At 64.8% G+C, this 18,114-nt stretch carries 19 protein-coding genes; 10 read left to right on the forward strand and 9 right to left on the reverse strand.

The genetic code is table 11. The annotated features are described in order from the left end of the window. Nucleotides 1-43 precede the first annotated feature (43 nt). The 8 genes from N2605_RS32680 to N2605_RS32715 all read right to left on the reverse strand — a co-directional run bounded on the left by N2605_RS32680 (nt 44) and on the right by N2605_RS32715 (nt 6,363). A complete protein-coding gene (locus N2605_RS32680) occupies nt 44-811 on the reverse strand; it encodes a helix-turn-helix transcriptional regulator (protein ID WP_225128460.1) in 768 nt (255 codons plus the stop codon). A gap of 232 nt (nt 812-1,043) precedes the next feature. Next, the gene (locus N2605_RS32685; RefSeq protein ID WP_036001768.1) at nt 1,044-1,757 is read right to left on the reverse strand and encodes an ABC transporter ATP-binding protein; all 714 of its coding nucleotides are present in this window, start codon (nt 1,755-1,757) and stop codon (nt 1,044-1,046) included. Next, on the reverse strand, nt 1,750-2,517 hold the full coding sequence (locus tag N2605_RS32690; RefSeq protein ID WP_036001772.1) for an ABC transporter ATP-binding protein: 768 nt from the start codon (nt 2,515-2,517) through the stop codon (nt 1,750-1,752). The genes N2605_RS32685 and N2605_RS32690 overlap by 8 nt, the downstream gene beginning before the upstream one ends. Continuing rightward, nucleotides 2,510-3,454: a branched-chain amino acid ABC transporter permease gene (locus N2605_RS32695; protein ID WP_260345025.1), complete on the reverse strand. Its 945-nt coding sequence runs from the start codon at nt 3,452-3,454 to the stop codon at nt 2,510-2,512. Before N2605_RS32695 ends, N2605_RS32690 begins: the two co-directional genes overlap by 8 nt. Continuing rightward, nucleotides 3,451-4,368 (reverse strand): branched-chain amino acid ABC transporter permease, encoded by a 918-nt coding sequence (locus N2605_RS32700; RefSeq protein ID WP_036001780.1) that lies wholly within the window; start codon nt 4,366-4,368, stop codon nt 3,451-3,453. Before N2605_RS32700 ends, N2605_RS32695 begins: the two co-directional genes overlap by 4 nt. 303 nt (nt 4,369-4,671) lie before the next feature. Next, nucleotides 4,672-4,890, reverse strand: coding sequence for a hypothetical protein (locus N2605_RS32705; protein ID WP_036001783.1), 219 nt, complete (start codon nt 4,888-4,890; stop codon nt 4,672-4,674). Between the two features lies 1 nt (nt 4,891). After that, nucleotides 4,892-5,551: an acyl-homoserine-lactone synthase gene (locus N2605_RS32710; RefSeq protein WP_225157580.1), complete on the reverse strand. Its 660-nt coding sequence runs from the start codon at nt 5,549-5,551 to the stop codon at nt 4,892-4,894. 83 nt (nt 5,552-5,634) lie between these two features. Continuing rightward, nucleotides 5,635-6,363: a helix-turn-helix transcriptional regulator gene (locus N2605_RS32715; RefSeq protein ID WP_036001794.1), complete on the reverse strand. Its 729-nt coding sequence runs from the start codon at nt 6,361-6,363 to the stop codon at nt 5,635-5,637. Between the two features lie 165 nt (nt 6,364-6,528). Between N2605_RS32715 and N2605_RS32720 the strand changes: the two genes are divergently transcribed. The 10 genes from N2605_RS32720 to N2605_RS32765 all read left to right on the forward strand — a co-directional run bounded on the left by N2605_RS32720 (nt 6,529) and on the right by N2605_RS32765 (nt 16,705). Next, nucleotides 6,529-6,705, forward strand: a complete 177-nt coding sequence (locus N2605_RS32720) for a hypothetical protein (protein ID WP_036001797.1) — start codon at nt 6,529-6,531, stop codon at nt 6,703-6,705. A gap of 368 nt (nt 6,706-7,073) precedes the next feature. Continuing rightward, a complete protein-coding gene (locus N2605_RS32725) occupies nt 7,074-8,012 on the forward strand; it encodes a LysR family transcriptional regulator (protein ID WP_036001799.1) in 939 nt (312 codons plus the stop codon). A 131-nt stretch (nt 8,013-8,143) separates the two neighbouring features. Further along, the gene (locus N2605_RS32730; RefSeq protein WP_225157581.1) at nt 8,144-9,019 is read left to right on the forward strand and encodes a shikimate dehydrogenase; all 876 of its coding nucleotides are present in this window, start codon (nt 8,144-8,146) and stop codon (nt 9,017-9,019) included. Between the two features lie 56 nt (nt 9,020-9,075). Beyond that, complete coding sequence (locus N2605_RS32735; RefSeq protein WP_036001805.1) at nt 9,076-10,206, forward strand: ABC transporter substrate-binding protein; 1,131 nt, start codon at nt 9,076-9,078, stop codon at nt 10,204-10,206. Between the two features lie 218 nt (nt 10,207-10,424). Beyond that, a complete protein-coding gene (locus tag N2605_RS32740; RefSeq protein WP_036020345.1) occupies nt 10,425-11,300 on the forward strand; it encodes a branched-chain amino acid ABC transporter permease in 876 nt (291 codons plus the stop codon). Beyond that, nucleotides 11,297-12,295, forward strand: coding sequence for a branched-chain amino acid ABC transporter permease (locus tag N2605_RS32745; protein WP_225185352.1), 999 nt, complete (start codon nt 11,297-11,299; stop codon nt 12,293-12,295). The genes N2605_RS32740 and N2605_RS32745 overlap by 4 nt, the downstream gene beginning before the upstream one ends. Continuing rightward, nucleotides 12,292-13,035, forward strand: coding sequence for an ABC transporter ATP-binding protein (locus N2605_RS32750; protein ID WP_225185353.1), 744 nt, complete (start codon nt 12,292-12,294; stop codon nt 13,033-13,035). Before N2605_RS32745 ends, N2605_RS32750 begins: the two co-directional genes overlap by 4 nt. 9 nt (nt 13,036-13,044) lie before the next feature. Further along, nucleotides 13,045-13,782, forward strand: coding sequence for an ABC transporter ATP-binding protein (locus tag N2605_RS32755; RefSeq protein ID WP_036020339.1), 738 nt, complete (start codon nt 13,045-13,047; stop codon nt 13,780-13,782). Beyond that, nucleotides 13,779-14,837: a Gfo/Idh/MocA family protein gene (locus tag N2605_RS32760; RefSeq protein ID WP_260345026.1), complete on the forward strand. Its 1,059-nt coding sequence runs from the start codon at nt 13,779-13,781 to the stop codon at nt 14,835-14,837. The genes N2605_RS32755 and N2605_RS32760 overlap by 4 nt, the downstream gene beginning before the upstream one ends. Continuing rightward, nucleotides 14,834-16,705, forward strand: coding sequence for a bifunctional sugar phosphate isomerase/epimerase/4-hydroxyphenylpyruvate dioxygenase family protein (locus N2605_RS32765; RefSeq protein WP_260345027.1), 1,872 nt, complete (start codon nt 14,834-14,836; stop codon nt 16,703-16,705). Before N2605_RS32760 ends, N2605_RS32765 begins: the two co-directional genes overlap by 4 nt. A gap of 172 nt (nt 16,706-16,877) precedes the next feature. Here the strand turns inward: N2605_RS32765 and N2605_RS32770 are convergent, their stop codons facing one another. Next, nucleotides 16,878-18,050, reverse strand: a complete 1,173-nt coding sequence (locus N2605_RS32770) for an ABC transporter substrate-binding protein (RefSeq protein WP_036001824.1) — start codon at nt 18,048-18,050, stop codon at nt 16,878-16,880. Nucleotides 18,051-18,114 lie beyond the last annotated feature (64 nt).

Genomic DNA, 18,114 nt, shown 5'->3' on the forward strand with positions numbered 1-18,114 from the left:
GCTTTCAAGACTGAGGCGTGAGGCGGCGCATCGCCTGCTGCCGTTACTCGCAGCGACTGGGCGAATGACCGAAGCGCCTGCGAAAGGCCGTCGCGAAGTTCGCCGGATGAGTATAGCCGACCCGATAGGCCGCCTCGGTGACCGACAGGCGCTGGTGAATCAGAAGGGCTCGTGCAGTATCGAGCCGGCGCGCCCTCAGATAGTCGATGGCGCTCTCGCCATAGGCGATCTGGAATTTCTGATTGAAAGATCGCCGGCTCAGGCCTGCGTTCCGCGCCAGCTCGTCGATGCTCCAGGGATAGCCGAGGTCGGCATCCATCCGCTCCTTGACCGATTGCAGGCGCATGCGCTGGAGGTCTGTTGCCGGATCGACCGCGATCCGGCTGCACTCGCCGAACAAGGCATGGACGACGATCTCGGCGGCATGCGCCGACATCAGCAATCGCGCCGCGTTTCCGGCGACCGGCGGCGAGAACATTTCCGCCGCGACGGCCCGCACGCGCGCTGATGCGGCCAGCGAGAGGACGACGGCGCCAGATCCTTCGTCCTTGAACAGCGCCCGAAACGCGGCGCCAAGTCCGAGCTGATCGATGGATGCTCCGGGCAACGCAAGGCCGATGGCGCACCGCATTGAGCGCTTCACGGCGAGGGACTCGCGCACCGCGATCACCCCCATCCGCCTCTCGCCGATCGAGCGCGTCAGAGTGCCGGGGCCAGCACCGGCTTCATCGAACGCCACCGAGATGAACAAGCCCGGCGCTGCGATTGCAGGCCCCTCGGCGTCGGCTCGGAACTCACCTTGGACGACCACGCAGCCCGGATAATCCAGCCATTGGGCTGCCCCTCGCTGTGCGGAACCGACGTCGTCCTCAGGCAACCCGACAATTTGCTCGTAAAAGTCCCGCATCGAATCCACAACGCCGCGTCTTCTTTGACGGCTGACGGCGGCACGCTCAAGAGCTCAGCGCGCTGTTTGGAGGATTTCGAATTTGGATTTGCTTGAAGAGTAGCTCGCATTGCCGCGGCGAAGGGGACGAACGCGTTTAAATTCCCAGATATTTGTGCTGCAGGTCCGGCGCGGCCATCAGCTCGTCGGAGGTGCCGCTCCACACCGTCTTGCCGCGCTCGATGATGTAGTGTCGATCGCAGATGCGGGCGAGATGGTCGACGTTCTTGTCGACGACCAGGATCGACTGTCCGCGGCTCTTGAGTAGCGACAGGCAATTCCAGATCTCCTGCCGGATCAGCGGCGCGAGGCCTTCGGTCGCCTCGTCCAGGATCAGGAGCTTCGGATTCGTCATCAGCGCGCGGCCGATCGCGAGCATCTGCTGCTCGCCACCGGAAAGCTGGTTGCCCATGTTGGACGCGCGTTCGGCGAGGCGCGGAAACATCACGTAGATCGCGGCGAGCGTCCAGGGATTATCGCTGTTGAAGCGATCCGCCGCGGCCGCGACCAGGTTTTCGCGCACGGTGAGGTTCGGAAAGATCTGCCGGCCCTCGGGCACGAGACCAACACCGAGTTTCGCAATCCGGTAGGACGGAAGCTGCCGCACCTCCGCGCCCGCGAAGCGAATGGTGCCCGCGCGCGCCGGCGTCAGGCCCATGATGGAGCGGATGGTGGTGGTCTTGCCCATGCCGTTGCGGCCCATCAGCGAGACCATCTCGCCCGGCTTGATCGACAGCGACAGGCCGAACAGCACCTGGGACAGGCCGTAGCAGGTCTCGATGCCGTCGACCTCGAGCAGCGTGTCAGCCATGATGCGTCACCACATGCTGATCGCCGAGATAGGCGCGCTTGACGTCCTCATTGGCCCGGATCGCGGCCGGGTCGCCGGAGGCGATGACGCGGCCATAGACCAGCACCGTGATGCGGTCGGCCAGCGCGAACACCGCCGGCATGTCGTGCTCGACCAGCACGATCGAGACCTCTTTCCGCAGCTCCTGGAGCAGCTTCACCATGCGCTGGGATTCGGTCACGCCGAGGCCGGCCATCGGCTCGTCGAGTAGCAACAGCTTCGGCTTACTTGCGAGCGCGACTGCGAGCTCCAGCTCGCGGCGTTCGCCGTGGCTGAGCCTGGAGACCACGATATCGGCGCGATGGCCGAGGCCGACGCGATCGAGCGCCGCCTGGGCGGCATCGCGCAGACCCTTCTCTTTCCGCGCATTGGCGAAGAATCGGAACGAGGTGCCGGCATGCGCCTGCGCCGCCAGCGCGACATTGTCCGCGGCGGTGAAGTCGAGCAGCAGCGAGGTGATCTGGAACGAACGCGCCAGGCCCAACGCGCAGCGGCGATAGGCCGGCAGATAGGTGATGTCGCGCCCCGCCAGCGAGACGCTGCCGGAATGCGGTTCGAGATGCCCGGTGAGCTGGCTGATCAGCGTGGTCTTGCCGGCGCCGTTCGGGCCGATGATGGCGTGCAGCTCGCCGGATGCGACGTCGAGCGAGACGTTGTCGGTCGCGATGATTCCGCCGAAGCGGCGCACCAGCTTTTCGACGCGGAGCAAGGGTTCAGCCACGGCCAGCCCTCCCGAGTGCGCCCATGATGCCGCCGCGGCCGAACAGGACGATGAGCAGCAGCAGCGGGCCCAGGATCAGCGCCCAATATTCGGTGATCTGCGACAGCAGTTCTTCCAGCAGCAGGAACACCACCGCACCCATGACCGGGCCGAACAGCGTGCCCATGCCGCCCAGGATCACCATCACCATGAGGTCGCCGGAACGGGTCCAGTACATCACGGCCGGGCTTACGAAATCGGTGTTGTTGGCGAGCAGCGCGCCGGCAAGGCCGCACATCGTGCCTGATATGGCGAAGCAGACCAGTTGGTAACGCTTGGCCGGGAAGCCGATGGCCTGCATGCGCTGCTCGTTGGAACGCAGGCCCTGCACGACAAGACCGAAGCGCGAGTTGACGATGCGCCATATCAGGAGCATGACGCCGAAAAGGCAGGCGAGGCAGAGATAATAGAACTGCGTGCGGTTGCCGAGATCGATCAGGCCCGAGAAGTCGCTGCGCGTGTAGATGGTGAGGCCGTCGTCGCCGCCGTAACGGGCCAGGCCCGAGGCGACATAGTAGGCCATCTGGGCGAAGGCCAGCGTGATCATGATGAAGTAGACGCCACGGGTGCGCAGCGACAGCGCGCCGATCACCAGCGCATAGATCGCCGACGCCGCAATCGCGACCGGAAACTGGATGAAGCCGGACCCAACGCCTTCCTGCGCGAGCATGCCGACGGCATAGCCGCCGATGCCGAGATACGCGGCATGGCCAAAGCTCATCAGGCCCGCAAATCCCATGATGAGGTTGAGGCTCGCAGCCGCCAGCGCCAGGATGATGATGCGGGTGAACAGCGTCAGGATGAAGATGTTGCCGGTCAGATGCGAGTAGAGCGGCAGCAGCACGAGGCCCGCCAGCATCAGGGCCGTGACGGCCTTGCTCACGCTCAAACTCTTCATCGACGGTTGGCCGGAAACAGCCCCTCCGGCCGCACCACCAGCACGATCGCCATCAGCAGATAGATCAGCATGGAGGACAGCGCGGGCGCGGCGGTGGATGCGGCGGCGCCGCTCAGCACCTGGCGGAGCAGGTTCGGAAGGAAGGCGCGGCCGAGCGTGTCGATCATGCCGACGAAGATCGCAGCGAGGAAAGCGCCGCGGATCGAACCGATGCCGCCGATCACGATGATGACGAAAGCGAGGATCAGGATGTTCTCGCCCATGCCGATCTGCACGGTCAGGATCGGCGCCTGCATCAGCCCGGCAAGGCCGGCGAGTGCGGCGCCCAGGCCGAACACCAGCGTGTAGAGCAGCTTGATGTTGATGCCGAGCGCGCCGATCATCTCGCGGTTGGATGCGCCGGCCCGGATCAGCATGCCGATGCGGGTGCGCATCACGCCGAGATAGAGCAGCAGCGCGACCAGCAGCGCTACCCCAATGATGGCGAGGCGATAGGCGGGATAGTGAATGCCGGGCAGGATCGGCACCGGCACGGTGAGCCAGGCCGGCAGCGGCAGCGCCAGGCCCGCCGGGCCCCAGATCAGCCGCACGGCTTCGTTGAAGAACAGGATCAGGCCGAAGGTCGCGAGCACGTGGTCGAGATGGTCGCGGCCATAGAGATGCCGCAGCGCGCTCACCTCCAGCACGATGCCGAGCACCAGCGTCGCGCCCAACGCCATCAGCGCGCCGAGCAGGAAGCTGCCGGTCCACGCCGCGAAGGTGGCGGCGAAATAGGCGCCCATCATATAGAGCGAGCCGTGCGCGAGGTTAACGAGATCCATGATCCCGAACACCAGCGTCAGGCCCGCGGCGAGCAGGAACAGCAGCAGACCGAACTGCAACCCATTCAAGAATTGTTCGACGACGAGCAGCATCAGGACTCTTTCAGGCGCATACAGACGCGCGCCGATGTTCGAACACTGTCGCCATCAGTGAAAGAGCTCCCCCTGCCTCTTCAAGGCCGAAAAATGGGTAATGGCAGTATCGTTCCGAGGCAAGAGCGATTCGACATCAAACATGCACTTTGTTGCATCTCGGCACGTGCGGCCGGGACGCGCCCCGCAATGCAAAAAGGCTGCCGCGCGGCATGAGGCAACCTGCCGCAGCCAAACGGCATCACCCTCTCACCGGCTGGCGGTGAGAGGGTACGATCGTCGTAAAGTCGAGCAGGGCTGCGTCTAGTGCGACGTCATCTGCCGGGGGAGTTCGTCCGGCTCGGCGAGAACGCTGTTGGCCGTCGACGCCTCCAGAGCCGCCATCCGAAACAGATAGGCGAGCGTCGTCAATCCGGTGTCCTCCGCCATTTGCGCCAGTTCGAGCGCCATGTCGGACATGTAGCCGAGATCCTCGTCTTTCATTTGCGCCATGATCTGGCTGTCCCGCATCACGTTCGACATCTCAGGCGCTCTTTCGTTGCGCGGCAACATGACCGCAGAGGTTGGCACGTGCGACGGCATCGAGACGAGGGCCGTCCTGCTGCACGACCGAAGCCGTGCCGATCCGACGATGCAGGGCATCGAGCGTCTCCCGACGAATGTCGATGATCGCCGCCATGGTCCATGCGTTCTCGACCAGAGCCGGTAGGCCGAGCGGCGTCACGACGAAGCCGGCTTCGTGGAAGCGCGGCAGCCACCAGGTCTCCATGATCGCGCTGACCTGCGCGATTCCCTGGTCGAGGCAGAACTCCTGCACCGCAGCCATCAGTTGCAGGTTGAGCGCGCCGTCGCGGCGATCGCGCACGACGAAGTAGCGCGACCATTCCCACACTAGCGGATCGGCGGGCCAGCCGCGAACCGCCGCCAGATGCGGAAACACCTCACTCATCATCGAGGGCTTGGTGGTCGGATAGAGCCGATGACCGCCCACAACGCGGCGGCCCTCCAGCGCCAGCAGGTAGACGGTGTCCTCGTCGTCGTAGGAATCGATCTCACGGCCATCCGGCCTGCGCAGCGTCTCCCAGCGCCGCTCCTCGACGAAGATGTCGTGACGCAGCCGGAAATGCTGCTCGATTACGTCTTCATAAAGGTGACGATTTACCGCGGAAACTGCGTGAATCATGAAAACCCCCATTCATCCTCAATGGGGGGAGATTCTGCGAAAAGACGCAGCTTCGGTATTGGGAAATTTCCCAGTAAGGCGGCTTAAGGATTGATGATCTTGTTCCGAATCGCCAGCGCGACCGCATGCGTACGGTTGACCGCGCCGAGCTTGCGCGCAGCAGTTGCAAGATGCTCTTCGGCGGTGCGCTGGGTGATGTGGAGGATCTCGCCGATTTCCCAGGCCGACTTCCCCTGCGAAGCCCAGGCGATCACCTCGCGTTCGCGCGGGGTGAGGCGCGTCGACGGATGCGGCATCGGCTCGAGCAGACGGCGAATGTGGTCGAAGCCATACATCGCCATCAGATGCAGCGCCGGCTTGCTGCGGGCATTGAGGTCGAGATGGACACCGCCGAGCGAGACCGCCGCCTCGTAGCCGGTGAGGCCGTGGATCGGCACGATGAAGCCGCGCGACATGCGGAACTCGCTGGCACGGTTCATCACCTCGGCCGCATTCGGCTCGAGTTCCGCATCATAGGGCGCTTCCGACCACTCGAACGGATTGACCGACTGCCGGCACAACCGCACCACGGGATCGAAACGATCGTAGTTTTTCTCGGTGTAGAGGCTGAACCATCCCGCAGGCCAGCGTTTGGCGAGCACCATCTGCGCAAACTGCTGATCGGGATTGGGCAACCCCGTCACGATGATGGTTTCGAAGCCGAAGCGACCGAACGCCGCTTCGAGCGCGTTCATGGCCTCTGGTACCTTGCGGTAGGTCTGCAGACCTTCGATGAAGTCGAGCGCCTCCCGGCCATAGTCTACGGCGGACATCGTACGTTTCCTGACCCTCGCGCTTCCGTATAGCACGTATTCACAGACCGCCTCAATTCGCTGTGGCCGTAGTTTCCCGGTGCTCATGCGCTCTGAGGATTTAACTACTTGTGGCAGAATTGACGCCACGATACACCTGAGAACATCCGAAGCGGGAAGCCAACGATGGAAGACGAGGACATCGCCCTCAACAGCGTGCTCGGCCTGGAATTGAACCGCGTGTTTTTTGCCGTCCGCGAAACGGCGAACAAGCAGAAGATCATCGAGTTTGCGCGCGAGGTGCTGCAGAGCGAGCGCGCGGAGCTGGCCGAGAGCGTGTCGCCGGAAGGGCCGGCGAGCTAGAACGCCGTTGCAAAGACGACGCCGGAGCAACAGATCGCGTCACGAGGACGCCTCTCCATCTGACCGCGCGGGTTTTAGTCGAAACACTCTGACTGCGAATTTTGGCTTCCCTTCTCCCCTTGTGGGAGAAGGTGGCGCGAAGCGCCGGATGAGGGGTCTCTCTCCGCGAATCCAACTCCCATTTGAAGTCGCGGAGAGAGACCCCTCACCCGTCTCGCCGCTCTGCGGCGATCCACCCTCTCCCACAAGGGGAGAGGGAAAGCGCCAGCCTCCGGTCACATCGGCGCACACTTGCCGCTGGATGACAGCGCATCTCTCGTGAGATGATCGCCGCGATCTCTTGTCGATGCCAGGAACGGTTCAAGGCCATGATGACGCTGCGCCAGGTCGAAGTGATCCGTGCCGTGATGGTGACGGGCACCATCGGCGGTGCGGCGAAGCTGCTCAACGTCTCGGCGCCGGGGATCAGCCGCCTCGTCAAATACACCGAGCGCTCGCTCGGCATCCGCTTCTTCCAGCGCCAGAACGGGCGCTACTTCCCGACGCCGGAAGCGGAGAACATCTTCGAGCAGATCAACGGCGTCTACAAGAAGGTCGACGACCTCTCCGAGATCATCTCCAAGATCGGCCGCGGCGGCCTGTCGGAGCTGCGCATCGGCTCGGTGCCGAGCATCTCGCAGGTGATGGTGCCGCGTGCGATCGAGCGCGTCCGCCGCCGCTATCCCGATCTCGGCATCGACATCAACATCCTCAAGCTCGAGGAAGCCATCGACTACCTGATGCTCGGCCGCGGCGAATGCGTGGCGATGAGCTATCGGCTCGAGCATTCCGGGCTCGACTTCATGCCGCTCGCTTCGGGCGAGCTCTATTGCATCGTGCCGCCCGGCCACGAGCTCTCCGGCCGCAAGCAGGTCTCCGCCGCCGAGATCACGCGCTATCCGCTGATCGGCATCGATCCCAACGACCCCTACGGCCGGATCATGGCCGGGATCTTCGCGCGCCACCGGCTCGACTACAACATCACGATCCGCGCGCGCTTCGGCACCACCGTCTGCGCGCTAGTGAAGGCGGGACTCGGCATCGCCATCATCGACCAGTTCACCGTCGCCCATGGCGGCTATCCCGGGATCGAGCTTCTGAAGATCGCCGAGCCGACGCGCTTCGACACCTACATCGCAGTCAAGCGCGGCACGCCGCTGTCGCTGCATGCCGAGTATTTCATCGAGGCCCTGCGCGCCGAGATGCGCGCGGTCGAGCCCTCCCGCGGCAGTGGCAAGACCGCCCCTGCCCGCGGGCGGAGGAAATAACATGATGTTAGGTTTGCCAGATAAAAGGGTAATTGTGTTAGGCGGGGGAAAGGCTATCGTCGCAGCTGGAATTGCACGGATTTCCCCGCTAATGGCCGGGGCCGGACGCTCCCTTGAGACGATAGCGAACCATGTCGAAACGCGGATACGCCGCCAGCAAGAAGCTCCTCACCGGCCTGATCGGCGCCCCGATCGCGCATTCCGCCTCGCCCGCCATGCATGAGCGCGCCGCCGAAGCGCTCGGCCTGCGCGGCCATTACCAGCTTATCGAGGTCGCCGGGGCCGATGCGGCCGGACTGCGCATGATGCTCGAGGGCGTCCGGCGGCTCGGCTTTGCCGGCGTCAATGTCACCTACCCCTACAAGGAAGCGGTGGTGCCGCTGCTCGACGCGCTGGCGCCGGGCGCAGCCAGCATGGGCGCGGTCAACACCGTCGTGGTCAGGGACGGCCGGCTGACCGGCCACAACACCGACACCACGGGCTTCGCGCGGGCGGTGACGCCGTTGCTGGCGCCCTCCGGCAACGCCATCGCCCTGATCGGCGCCGGCGGCGTCGGCAAGGCCATCGCGTTTGCGCTGGCGAGCCAAGAGGTGGCTGACATCCGCATTTTCGACAGCGAGCCGGCGCGCGCCGAGAAGCTGGCCACCATGCTCGCCCCGCGCGGCGCCCGCGTCGCCGCCAGCGTCGAGGATGCGCTCGAGGGTGCGACCGGTCTCGTCAACGGCACGCCGGTCGGCATGCTGCCGAACCGTGACACGCCGGTGCCGGCGAGACTGCTCAGGGCGGACCTTTGGGTCGCCGACGCCGTCTACTCGCCGCTGATCACGCCGCTGCTGGCCGCAGCGCGAGAGAAGGGCGCGAAGATCATGACCGGCCGCGACCTCGCGATCTACCAGGCCGCCGACGCCTTCGAACTGTTCACAGGCCTTGCCCCATCCACCGAGATCATGGGAGAGGCTTTCGACGCCGTGATGGCAGCGCGCAGCGCCGCCTATCAGGCAGCTTGAGGCGAAGCGGCCGGATACAAGGCTGCTTGCAAGATTTGAAACGGGAGGAGAGGACGATGAAATCAACGCTAGTGGTGGGCGCATTGCTCACCGTCATGACTGCAACGGGCGCCTTTGCCCAGGCAATCAAGCTCGCCAACGTCGCGGAGCTCTCGGGCGGCGGCGCCACCGTCGGCACGAACTGGAAGAACGGCATCGACCTCGCGATCGAGGAGATCAACGCCAAGGGCGGCGTGCTCGGCCGCAAGCTCGAGGTCAGCCACGCCGACTCGCAGTCCAACCCCGGCGTGGCGCGCGCCCAGGTGCAGAAGGCGCTCGACGCCGAGCCCTATGTGCTGCTCGGGCCCGGTTATTCCGGCTCGGTGAAGGTGACCGCGCCGCTCGCGGCCGAAGCCGGCATCGCGCAGATCATGGGCGGCGAAGCCGCCGAGCTGACGCAGACAGGAAACAAGTTCCTGTTCCGCACCTCCTTCGGCCAGCAATCCTCAATGCCGAAGGTCGCAAAGTACATCCACGACGAGATGAAGGCGAAGACCGTTGCGGTGGTCTGGGTCAACAACGATTTCGGCCGCGGTGGCCGCGACGTCGTGGTCAAGGAGCTCGACCGGCTCGGCTCCAAGGTCGTCGCCGATCTCTCCACCGAAGCGGGCCAGGCCGACTTCGCCGCCGACGTCGGCAAGATCAAGGCCGCCAATCCCGACGCCGTGTTCGTCTACCTGAACGAGGAAGAGAGCGCGCGCATCCTGAAGGAGCTGAAGCGCCAGGGCGTCACCGCGCCGCTGATGGGCGAGACCACGCTGATCGGCCAGAAGGTGATCGAGCTCGCGGGCGATGCCGCCAACGGCGCGCGCGGCCATGTCGGCCTCACCACCGACGCGCCGGTCGATCTGGTCAAGGCGTTCCGCGAGAAGTTCTCCAAGAAGTACAATTACGTCCCCGATCATAACGGCCTGAAGGGCTACCTCGCCGTCTACATGGTGAAGGCGACCACGGAAAAGATGGGCAAGGTCGACCCGAAGAAGTTCGCCGACACGCTGCACGGCCTCACCATCAAGGCCGCGGACGAGCCGGGCATTTTGATGGACGTCACCTTCAGCGACACCGGCGACATCGACCGCCAGAGCTTCCTGGTCGAGGTGGTCGAAGGCAAGCAGGTGGTGAAGCAGGTGCTGCCCAAGGTGAAGTGAAGCGTGGCCCTTCTCCCTCGCCCCGCTCTACGCGGGGAGAGATCTTTCGTCTCCCTCTCCCCGCCCCTTCGCGGGAAGAGGGCGGGGTGAGGGGCTGCTTCCGCGACGACGGTGACAATCGAGTACGCGGAGACAGCCCCTCACCCCAACCCTCTCCCCGTAAGTACGGGGAGAGGGAGAAGAAAGAGAGCGGGGAGAGGGAGAGGAAAGAGGGGAACATGTCCAACCTATTCGATCTACTGGTCGCGGGGCTCGCCACCGGCGCCATCTACGCGCTGGTCGCGGTCGGCTTCACGCTGCTGTGGCAGACCTCGCAGACTATCAATTTCGCGCAAGGCGAGTTCGTGATGCTGCCGGCGTTCCTGATGCTGGCCGCGATGCATGTGGGCGCGCCGTTCTGGCTCGCGATCATCCTCGGCATCCTGCTCTCGCTGATCCTGCTCGGGCTCGCCTTCAAGATGCTGCTGGTGGACCCGATGATGCGTCACGGTGTGCTACCGCTGGCGATCGCGACCATGGCGCTCGCGATCGCCATCAAGGAATCGGTCAAGCAGTTCTACAGCGCGGAGGCTTCGCCCTTCCCCTCGATCGTGCCGACCGGCGACATCTCCATCCTCGGCCATGCTGTGTCGCTGCAGAGCATCGGCGTGCTCACTGTTGCCATCCTCGCCGTTCTCGGCCTGACCACGCTGCTGAGCCGTACCTCGCTCGGCCACCAGATGCAGGCGGCGGCGCAGAACCCGACGGTGGCCCGCATCATCGGCGTCCCGGTCGAGCGCATGATCCTGCTGACCTTCCTGATCAACGCCTTCCTGGTGGCGCTGGCCTCGCTGCTGATCACACCGATCTACCTCGCAAAATTCTCGTCCGGCGAGGTGCTGGGCCAGGCCGCCTTCATCGCCGCGATCGTCGGCGGCTTCAACCAGGTGCGCGGCGCCATCGCCGGCGGCCTGCTGATCGGCGTACTCGACAATCTCGCGGCGGCCTATGTCTCGACGCAGTATCGCGCCGCCGTGCCGATGATGTTCCTGATCGCCGTCATCCTGTTCCGGCCGCAGGGCTTGCTCGGCCGTGCCGAGGAGCGCACCGTATGAGCGGCATCGCCAAACCCCTGAAGATCGCGCTCGGCCTTGCCATCATCGCCGCGCTGATCATCGTCCCCATGAACTTCAACCGCTACGGCCTGTTCATCCTGAGCCAATGGGCGGTGATGAGCATCGCCGCCATGGGGCTCAATCTCACGCTCGGCTATGCCGGCCAGGTCTCGCTGGCGCAAGGCGCCTTCGTCGGCATCGGCGCCTATGCGGCCGCGATCATGACCACACATGGCTGGCCGCTGCCGGCGGCGATCCTGGTGGCGATCGTCTTGAGCTTTGCGATCGGCTGGGTGCTCGGCTATCCCGCACTGCGCGTGCAGCACCATTACCTCGCCTTCGTCACCCTCGCCTTTTCCACCCTCGCCTTCCTGGTGTTCCGCAACGAGAGCTGGCTGACCGGCGGCATCTACGGCATCTCCAACATTCCGCGTCCGCACATCTTCGGCATCGCGACCAACAAACCGCTGCCGTTCTACTATGTCTGCCTCGGCTCGCTCGCGATCGTCTCGCTTGCGGTGTGGTGGCTGATCCGATCGCCCTGGGGCCGTGCCTTCATGGCGCTGCGCGAGAATCCGTTGCGCGCGCAATCCCTCGGCGTCGATACCCGCCGCTACACGCTGATGGCCTTCGCGATCGGCTCGGCACTCGGCGGCGTCGCCGGAGCGCTCTATGCGCCGCTGACGCAATATATCGATCCCGTGCCGTTCAACCTGTCGCTCTCGCTCGACCTCCTGCTGATGGTGATCGTCGGCGGCGCCGGCTTCTATCTCGGTCCGTTCCTGGGAGCGATGATCGCGGTGCTGCTGCCGGAATGGTTGCGCTTCACGGAAGGCTACTACCTGATGCTCTACGCCGTCGCCGTGATGCTGCTGCTGATCTGGTCGCCGACCGGCATTCTCGGAATCCTCGACCGATATCTCGCCGAGCGCCGCACCAAGGCGGCGTCCGCGCTGCGCGCCGTCGCAAAGTCGCGCCTGGAGACGGCGCAATGAGCGCGGTCCTCGAAGTCACCGACATCAAGAAGAGCTTTGGCGGCATCCACGCCGTCAACGGGGTCTCGTTCGACGTGCGCGAGGGCGAGATCCTCGGCCTGATCGGGCCGAACGGCTGCGGCAAGTCCACGCTGTTCAACTGCATCCTCGGCCAGCTCACGCCGACCGGCGGCGAAGTCAAGCTCGACGGACAGGTCGTCACGGGCCTGCGTCCCTCCGAGCTCAACAAGCTCGGGGTCAGCCGCACCTTCCAGCTGTTGCAGGTGTTCCCAAAGCTCTCGGTGCGCGAGAACCTGATCCTCGCCGGACAGGAGCACCAGGGCAACATGGCCTCGCGCCTGGTCGGCCGCTCCGATGCCGGGCTGACGGAGGCCGCGAACCAGATGATCGGCTTCTTCAAGCTCGACCATCTCGCCGACGAGCCGGCTGGGGCTCTCTCTTATGGTCAGCAAAAACTGCTCGATGCCGCCATGGCCTTCATGGGCGGCTCGCGCCTGGTGCTGCTCGACGAGCCAGCCGGCGGCGTCAACCCGTCGATGCTGGCGGACCTCAAGGAGCGCCTGGTCGCGATCAACCGCGAGAAGAACGCCACCTTCGTCGTGATCGAGCACAACATGGAGTTCGTGATGTCGCTGTGCTCGCGCGTGATGGTGATGGCGGAAGGCAAGGTGCTGGCGATGGGCCGGCCCGACGAGGTTCGCAAGAACCCCGCCGTGATCGAAGCCTATCTCGGACATTAGGAGCGCGTAATGAGCGATCCCATTCTCTCGGTCCACAATCTCGTCGGCGGCTACGGCAAGATGACGATCTTGAACGGCACGACGTTTGCCGTGCCGTCAGCCACGATCACGACGATCATCGGCCCGAACGGCGCCGGCAAATCGACGGTATTCAAGGCCATCTTCGGCCTGCTCAAGCTGCGCGAAGGCAAGATCAGCTTCGCCGGCCGCGACGTCACCAATTTGAGCCAGCGCGCGCTGCTCAACGCCGGCATCTGCTACGTGCCGCAGGGCCGCAACATCTTTCCCGAGCTGTCGGTGCGCCACAATATCGAGCTCGGCGGCGTCGCCGCCGACAAGGGCCTCGACCTGCCCAAGCGGATCGAGGCGGCGCTCGACCTGTTTCCGGCATTGCGGCGCAAGTCCGCGCAGCAGGCCTCGACGCTGTCAGGCGGCGAGCAGAAGCAGCTCGAGATCGCCCGCTCGCTGCTGCTCGAGCCGAAGCTGGTGCTGGTCGACGAGCCCTCGATCGGTCTGTCGCCGCTGATGGTGCAGCAGACCTTCGACATCCTCAAGAGCTTGCGCGATCGCGGCGTCACCATCCTGATGATCGAGCAGAACGCGCGCTCGGCGCTGGAGATCTCCGACATCGGCATCGTGCTGGAGCTTGGCCAGACCCGCATGGTCGATGACGCCAGGCGCATTCTGAACGATCCGCGCATCGGGCAGCTCTTCCTCGGCGGCGCCATGGAGGAGAGTGCGGCATGAAGGCGAAGATGCGGATCGCCGTGGCAGGCGCCGGCCTGATCGGCCGTCGCCATATCGAGTTGATCGAGTCCTCCCAGGATTGCGTGCTCGCCGGCATTGCGGACCCCTCGCCCGCCGCCAAGGACTATGCGCTGGCGCATGGCGTGCCCTGCTATGCGGACCATCGCGCCCTGCTGGCAGAAGAGAGGCCCGACGGCCTCATCATTGCCTCGCCCAACACGCTGCACTTGCCGATGGCGCTCGACTGCGCCGAAGCCGGCGTGCCGGCATTGATCGAGAAGCCGGTGACCGAGACGGTTGCCACCGCGCAACGCCTGTGCGCGGCGGTGAGACGCACCGGCGTGCCGATGCTGGTCGGCCACCACCGGCGGCACAATCCCGTCATCAAGTCGGCCCGCGAGGCCGTGACGAACGGAAAGCTCGGCCAGCTCACGGCCGTGGTCGGGCTATGGCTCCTCAAGAAGCCCGACGACTATTTCGAGGTCGCCTGGCGGCGCGAGGCAGGCGGCGGGCCACTGCTGATCAATCTCATCCACGACATCGACAATCTCCGCTTCATCTGCGGCGAGATCGTCGAGGTGCAGGCGCTGACCTCGAACAAGGTGCGCGACTTTCCGGTCGAAGACACCGCCGCGCTGCTGCTGCGCTTTGCCAACGGCGCGCTGGGCACGGTAACCGTGTCGGATGCGACGCCGGCGCCGTGGAGCTGGGAGCTCTCCTCAGGCGAGAACCCGGCCTATCCCAGGCAGGACCAGCCCTGCTACATCTTCGCAGGGACGGCGGGTTCGCTCTCCGTGCCGAACATGGAGCTGTGGTCATACACAGAGCAGCCCGGCTGGTACGCGCCGCTGTCGCGCGCGACCATCGCGCCGCCCGCGTTCGATCCGCTGGTCGAGCAGCTCCGGCATTTCTGCGCAATGATTGCCGGCCGTGAACAGCCGCTGATCTCGGTCGAGGACGCGATGGGAACGCTCGCCGTCGTCGAAGCCGTCAGCGCGGCCGCGCGTACCGGGCAAACGATCTCGCCGGGGCAGATCATGGAGCAGGCCGCATGAACAAGCGCTCGATCGCCACCGTCTCCCTCTCAGGCAGCCTCGACGAAAAGCTCCGCGCCATCGCCGCCGCGGGCTTCGATGCGGTCGAAATCTTCGAGAACGACCTGCTGTCGTTCGGTGCCGGCCCACGCGATATCGCGAAGATGTGCACGGACCTCAATCTCGAGATCTGTGCGTTCCAGCCGTTCCGCGATTTCGAGGGCATGCCGGAGCCGCAGCGTGCGCGCAACTTCGCCCGCGCGGAGCGGAAGTTCGACCTGATGCAGGAGCTCGGCACCGATCTGTTGCTGATCTGCTCCAACGTCTCACCCGCCGCGCTCGGCGGCATCGACCGCGCGGCTGACGATTTTCGCGAGCTTGGCGATCGCGCCGCGAAACGTCGTTTGCGCGTCGGCTATGAGGCGCTGGCCTGGGGCCGCCACGTCAACGATTACCGCGACGCCTGGGAGATCGTGCGCCGCGCCGATCATCCCGCGATTGGCGTCATCCTCGACAGCTTCCATGCGCTGGCACCTGGCTTTCCGACCCGCGCCATGGCCTCGATCCCCGGCGACAAGATCTTTCTGGTGCAGCTCTCCGACGCGCCAAGGCTCGAGCTCGACATCCTGTCATTGAGCCGGCACTTCCGCTCTTTCCCCGGCCAGGGCGACCTGCCGGTCGGCGCGTTCATGGCGGCGATCGCAGCGACCGGCTATGCCGGACCGCTGTCGCTGGAAATCTTCAACGACCAGTTCCGCGCCGGCTCGGCCGCACAGACCGCCGTCGATGGCCTGCGCTCGCTGATTCTGCTGGAGGACCAGCTCGCACCGGACTGGCCGAATTTCGCCGGCAAGGCGCTGGCCCCGAAGGCGAAGAGCCGCGGCACCGGCTTCATCGAATTTGCCGTGAACGAGAGCAAGGCCGGCGAGCTTGGCCGCCTGTTCTCACAGCTCGGCTTCCGCAAGAGCGGCCAGCACCGCAGCAAGGCGGTGGAGCGCTGGTCGCAGGGCAAGGTCGAGCTCGTCATCAATTGCGAGACCGACGGCTTTGCGCATTCGCACTATGTCACCCACGGGCCCGGCGTCTGCGCCATCGCGCTCGACGTCGACGACGCCGACCGCGCCATGCAGCGTGCCGAGACGCTGAAAGCGCGCACCTTCTACCAGCCGGTCGGACCGGGTGAACTCGAGATTCCCGCGATCCATGGCGTCGGCGGCAGCCTGCTCTATTTTCTCGACCAAGCCGGCAAGAACTGGGACACCGATTTCGAGCCTGTCGCAAGCGACGCCAGCGCCGATGCGCTGGTCGCCGTCGACCACATCGCGCAGTCGATGCCCTATGACGAGATGCTGACCTGGCTGCTGTTCTACACCGGCATTCTCGATCTGAAACGCCTGCCGCAGATAGAGATCGCCGACCCCAGAGGCCTCGTGCAGAGCCAGGCCGTCATCAACGCCGACCAGAGCCTGCGCTTCGTGCTCAACGGCTCCTCTGCCAACCGCACCCTGCCGGCGCGCTTCATCTCCGAGTTCTTCGGCTCGGGCGTGCAGCATGTCGCCTTCGCGTGTCAGGATATTTTTGCGACCGTCGCCGCGATGCGCCAGCGCGGCGCGGGCTTCCTGGACATCCCCGACAATTACTACGACGACATCGAAGCCAAATACGATCTTTCGCCCGAACTGATGGCGCAGCTGCGCGCCAACCACATCCTCTACGACCGCGAAGGCGACGGCGAGTTCTTCCAGGTCTACACCCACATCTTCGACGAGCGCTTCTTCTTCGAGATCGTCGAGCGCAGGAACTATCAGGGTTTTGGCGCGGCCAACGCCGGCATCAGGCTCGCAGCGCAAGCGCGCGAGGTGCGCCCGGCAAGCATGCCGAGGGTGTAGGCAATTCTGCTTCCCCTCTCCCCTTGCGGGAGAGGGTGGCTCGCCGCAAAGCGGCGGAACGGGTGAGGGGTCTCTCTCCTCACGGACAATCTTGCAAGGGGAGAGAACCCCTCATCCGGCGCTTCGCGCCACCTTCTCCCACAAGGGGAGAAGGGGCTACGTCGCTTGTGGCTCACTTCATCTTGCACTTCTCGTGGAAGCGATCCTGGTCGTTCTCGACGATGGTGGCGACGGTCTTCAAGGCGAGCTGGCCTTCGGAATCCTTGACCACGTCCTGCAGATAGAAGTTCTGGATCGGGATGTGGTTGTTGCCGAACTTGAACGCGCCGCGCACCGACTTGAAGTTGGCCTTCTCCATCTCGGCCTTCATCTCGTCCTTCTTGGAGGTGTCTCCCTTCACGGCGACGACGGCGCTGTTGATCAGGTTCGCGGCGTCATAGGACTGCGCGCCGTAGAAGGTCGGGCGCAGGCCGGGGTACTTCTTGCGGTAGTCGGCGACGAAGCGCTTGTTCTGCTCGTTGGGGAGGTCGTTGACCCATTGCTGCGCGCCGGGCACCCCGAGCGCGTTCTCCTTCTGGAGCGGCAGCGAGAGCTCGTCGATGGTGAAGGCGGTGTAGAGCGGCATCGTGCTCTTTAGCCCGGCCTGTGCATATTGGTTCAGGAATTGCACGCCAGCAGCACCCGGGTAGAACACGAAGATCGACTCGGCGCCGGAGGCACGCGCCTTGGAGAGCTCGGCGGAGAAGTCGAGCTGGCTCGGCCACACCGTATATTCCTCACCCACGACCTGACCCTTGAAGGTGCTCTTGACGCCGGCCAGCATGTCCTTGCCGGCGGCATAGTTCGGGCCGATCAGGAACACCGACTTGACACCCTTCTGGTTCATATAGGTGCCGACCGCCTGCGGGGTCTGGTCGTTCTGCCAGGAGGTCGAGAACACGTAAGGCGAGCACAGCTCGCCCGCGAGCTGCGACGGCCCGGCATTGGCCGAGATCAGGAAGGTCTTCGAATCGACCGCGGTCTTGAGCGAGGCGAGCAGCACGTTCGACCAGATATAGCCGACGATGAAATCGACCTTGTCCGACTGCACCAGCTTCTCGGTCTTCTGCTTGCCGACGTCGGGCTTCTGCCCGTCGTCCTCGTAGAGCACCTCGACCGGCTTGCCGGCCATCTTGCGGCCGAGATGATCGAGCGCGAGCTCGAAGGAATTGCGCATGTCGTTGCCGATCACGGCGGTCGGGCCGCTGAAGGTCGAGACGAAGCCGATCTTGATGGTGTCTCCGGCGAATGCCTGATTTGCCAGCACCAGCGCCGCTGCGCCCGCCAGCCAGAATGCCGTCCTCATAACACTCCCTCCTTAATTATCGGTCCTGGAAGCGGGGTGATCGCCGCTCCAGGCCTGTCTCTAT

The sequence above is a fragment of the Bradyrhizobium yuanmingense genome, assembly GCF_025200905.1.
In the GTDB taxonomy this organism is placed as follows: domain Bacteria; phylum Pseudomonadota; class Alphaproteobacteria; order Rhizobiales; family Xanthobacteraceae; genus Bradyrhizobium; species Bradyrhizobium yuanmingense.

What these genes read in the sequence shown, in the direction of transcription:
- N2605_RS32750 (WP_225185353.1), top strand. Translation starts at nt 12,292, where the DNA reads ATGAGCGCGGTCCTCGAAGTCACCGACATCAAGAAGAGCTTTGGCGGC.
- N2605_RS32710 (WP_225157580.1), bottom strand. Translation starts at nt 5,551, where the DNA reads ATGATTCACGCAGTTTCCGCGGTAAATCGTCACCTTTATGAAGACGTA.
- N2605_RS32735 (WP_036001805.1), top strand. Translation starts at nt 9,076, where the DNA reads ATGAAATCAACGCTAGTGGTGGGCGCATTGCTCACCGTCATGACTGCA.
- N2605_RS32770 (WP_036001824.1), bottom strand. Translation starts at nt 18,050, where the DNA reads ATGAGGACGGCATTCTGGCTGGCGGGCGCAGCGGCGCTGGTGCTGGCA.
- N2605_RS32745 (WP_225185352.1), top strand. Translation starts at nt 11,297, where the DNA reads ATGAGCGGCATCGCCAAACCCCTGAAGATCGCGCTCGGCCTTGCCATC.
- N2605_RS32725 (WP_036001799.1), top strand. Translation starts at nt 7,074, where the DNA reads ATGATGACGCTGCGCCAGGTCGAAGTGATCCGTGCCGTGATGGTGACG.
- N2605_RS32720 (WP_036001797.1), top strand. Translation starts at nt 6,529, where the DNA reads ATGGAAGACGAGGACATCGCCCTCAACAGCGTGCTCGGCCTGGAATTG.
- N2605_RS32705 (WP_036001783.1), bottom strand. Translation starts at nt 4,890, where the DNA reads ATGTCGAACGTGATGCGGGACAGCCAGATCATGGCGCAAATGAAAGAC.
- N2605_RS32685 (WP_036001768.1), bottom strand. Translation starts at nt 1,757, where the DNA reads ATGGCTGACACGCTGCTCGAGGTCGACGGCATCGAGACCTGCTACGGC.
- N2605_RS32765 (WP_260345027.1), top strand. Translation starts at nt 14,834, where the DNA reads ATGAACAAGCGCTCGATCGCCACCGTCTCCCTCTCAGGCAGCCTCGAC.
- N2605_RS32700 (WP_036001780.1), bottom strand. Translation starts at nt 4,368, where the DNA reads ATGCTGCTCGTCGTCGAACAATTCTTGAATGGGTTGCAGTTCGGTCTG.
- N2605_RS32760 (WP_260345026.1), top strand. Translation starts at nt 13,779, where the DNA reads ATGAAGGCGAAGATGCGGATCGCCGTGGCAGGCGCCGGCCTGATCGGC.
- N2605_RS32695 (WP_260345025.1), bottom strand. Translation starts at nt 3,454, where the DNA reads ATGAAGAGTTTGAGCGTGAGCAAGGCCGTCACGGCCCTGATGCTGGCG.
- N2605_RS32730 (WP_225157581.1), top strand. Translation starts at nt 8,144, where the DNA reads ATGTCGAAACGCGGATACGCCGCCAGCAAGAAGCTCCTCACCGGCCTG.
- N2605_RS32755 (WP_036020339.1), top strand. Translation starts at nt 13,045, where the DNA reads ATGAGCGATCCCATTCTCTCGGTCCACAATCTCGTCGGCGGCTACGGC.
- N2605_RS32715 (WP_036001794.1), bottom strand. Translation starts at nt 6,363, where the DNA reads ATGTCCGCCGTAGACTATGGCCGGGAGGCGCTCGACTTCATCGAAGGT.
- N2605_RS32740 (WP_036020345.1), top strand. Translation starts at nt 10,425, where the DNA reads ATGTCCAACCTATTCGATCTACTGGTCGCGGGGCTCGCCACCGGCGCC.